This is a genomic window from Candidatus Frankia alpina (genome assembly GCF_902806485.1).
Classification (GTDB): Bacteria; Actinomycetota; Actinomycetes; order Frankiales; family Frankiaceae; genus Frankia; species Frankia alpina.
This window is the reverse complement of record NZ_CADCWT010000453.1, coordinates 1-1,618: the sequence shown is the minus strand read 5'-3', so window position 1 is coordinate 1,618 and position 1,618 is coordinate 1. Positions and strand designations below refer to the sequence as shown.

3 protein-coding genes are annotated in these 1,618 nt (G+C 68.2%); all 3 read left to right on the top strand.

Going from position 1 to position 1,618, the window contains the following annotated elements; genetic code table 11:
• Positions 1 to 425, top strand: a 425-nt coding sequence (locus tag G6R25_RS23870; RefSeq protein WP_163554647.1) for an SDR family NAD(P)-dependent oxidoreductase, incomplete at its 5' end; no start/stop codon positions are given.
• 93 nt (positions 426 to 518) lie between these two features.
• Positions 519 to 1,439, top strand: coding sequence for a phosphotransferase family protein (locus tag G6R25_RS23865; RefSeq protein ID WP_205447425.1), 921 nt, complete (start codon positions 519 to 521; stop codon positions 1,437 to 1,439).
• The gene (locus G6R25_RS23860) at positions 1,433 to 1,594 is read left to right on the top strand and encodes a hypothetical protein (RefSeq protein ID WP_163554646.1); all 162 of its coding nucleotides are present in this window, start codon (positions 1,433 to 1,435) and stop codon (positions 1,592 to 1,594) included. The genes G6R25_RS23865 and G6R25_RS23860 overlap by 7 nt, the downstream gene beginning before the upstream one ends.
• Positions 1,595 to 1,618 lie beyond the last annotated feature (24 nt).

The following is a 1,618-nucleotide window of genomic DNA, read 5'->3' as shown; positions in this document are numbered from 1 at the left end:
GCCGGGAATGGCTCAATGTGAACAGTGCCTTCCTGATGTGCCGCGCGCTGGAAAAGCACTTCATCGCACAGGGCTACGGAAAGATCGTCAACGTGGCTTCGCTGGCGGCCTTCGCCAACCGTCTCGAACTCGGTAACGCCGCCTACAACTCGGCCAAAGCCGCGGTCGTCGCCCTCACCCAGAGCGTCAGCATGCAGCTGGGCCGTCAGGGGATCCGTGCCAACTGCATCGCCCCTGGGCTGGTCCTCAGCGACCGCGTGCGCGAGTGGATCGACGACGGATACCTGAACCGGCACCTCGAGTACACAGCACTCGGTGACGTGCCCACACCGGAGGACCTCGGCGAAGGAATCGCGTTCTTCCTCGAACCCCAGTCCGACGCCATCACCGGCGAGACCTTGCGGGTCGCAGCCGGCGTCCGATGACCCACCCCACCCTCCCTGCCCAGGCACCGGCCCAGCTGGCCGCTCGCGTGCAGGAGCTGCTACGTCTGCGCCTGCCGGAGGCCGTGGACGTGACTGTCTCGCAGCCGGCGCGGGTCTTCGGCGGAAACGCGCGCAACGCGTGGGCCTGCGAAGCCTGCTGGACCTCGGTGCCCCGACACGCACGCGGACAAGCACGAGGAGCCGCTGATCCTGCTCATCCGTGCCCCTGGCTCGCAGGTACAGACCGACCCGGCACACGAGTTTGCGGCACTGGACGGGCTGGCCGAACGCGGCGTGCGGGCACCGAAAGTGTGGGCGCACGACCCGGACGGGCAGCTGTTCGGTGCACCCGCGGTGCTGCTCCAGCGGCTGCCGGGCCGAACGGACGCGGTGGAGTACCTCGCGGCCGACACCGAGCTGGGCCGTGCCCGAACCCTGGACCTGGCCCGGGCGGCAGCCGAGCTGCATGCCGTCACGCCGGGCACCGGAACCGACGAACCGCAGCTGGCCTACTGGCGCGCACGATTCGAGGACTGCCGTCTTGAGCCGTACCCGGCGCTGTCCTGGCTGTACGACTGGCTTGACGACAACGCCGCACCGCCCGCGCGGCCCGCGGTCGTGCATGGTGACCTTCGGCCGGGCAACGTCCTCTACGAAGGCGACCGCATCGTCGGTCTGCTGGACTGGGAGATGGCGCACGTCGGCGACCCCGTCGAAGACATCGCGTGGGCCTACCACGCCCTGTGGAGCCCGGAGCGGTTCGTGCCACTCGAGGAGTTCGTTGCGGCGTACGAAGCGGCCGGAGGCGTGCCTGTCACCCCAGCGGCACTGCGCTGGAACCGCGTCTTCTGTGAGGTCAAGTACGCCACGATCAGCCTTCAGGCAGCCAGTGCGGTCATCGGCGGTCGTAGCCACAACCTACGGCTGATCGACCGAGCCCGAACCGTGATCCCTTCCATCCAGGCGTGCCTGGAGTGGATCGGCTGCGACAAGCCGTTGGAGGCATCATGCTGAGACCAACCCCCGGCGAGTTGCTCGAGGGGCTTCGCTGTGAACTCCGCGACGAGGTTCTGCCTGCTGTGCCCGCCGGGTTCGCCGCTCGTCAGCTGCGCGCGGCGATCCATGTCCTCGGCAAGCTCGCAGACACGTGGGATGTGCAGCATCACTGAGCCATTCCCGGCAACGATTTGTGA

Bases quoted from the DNA above. Each gene is read 5' to 3' on its own strand.
- G6R25_RS23860 (WP_163554646.1), top strand. From the start codon at position 1,433: ATGCTGAGACCAACCCCCGGCGAGTTGCTCGAGGGGCTTCGCTGTGAA.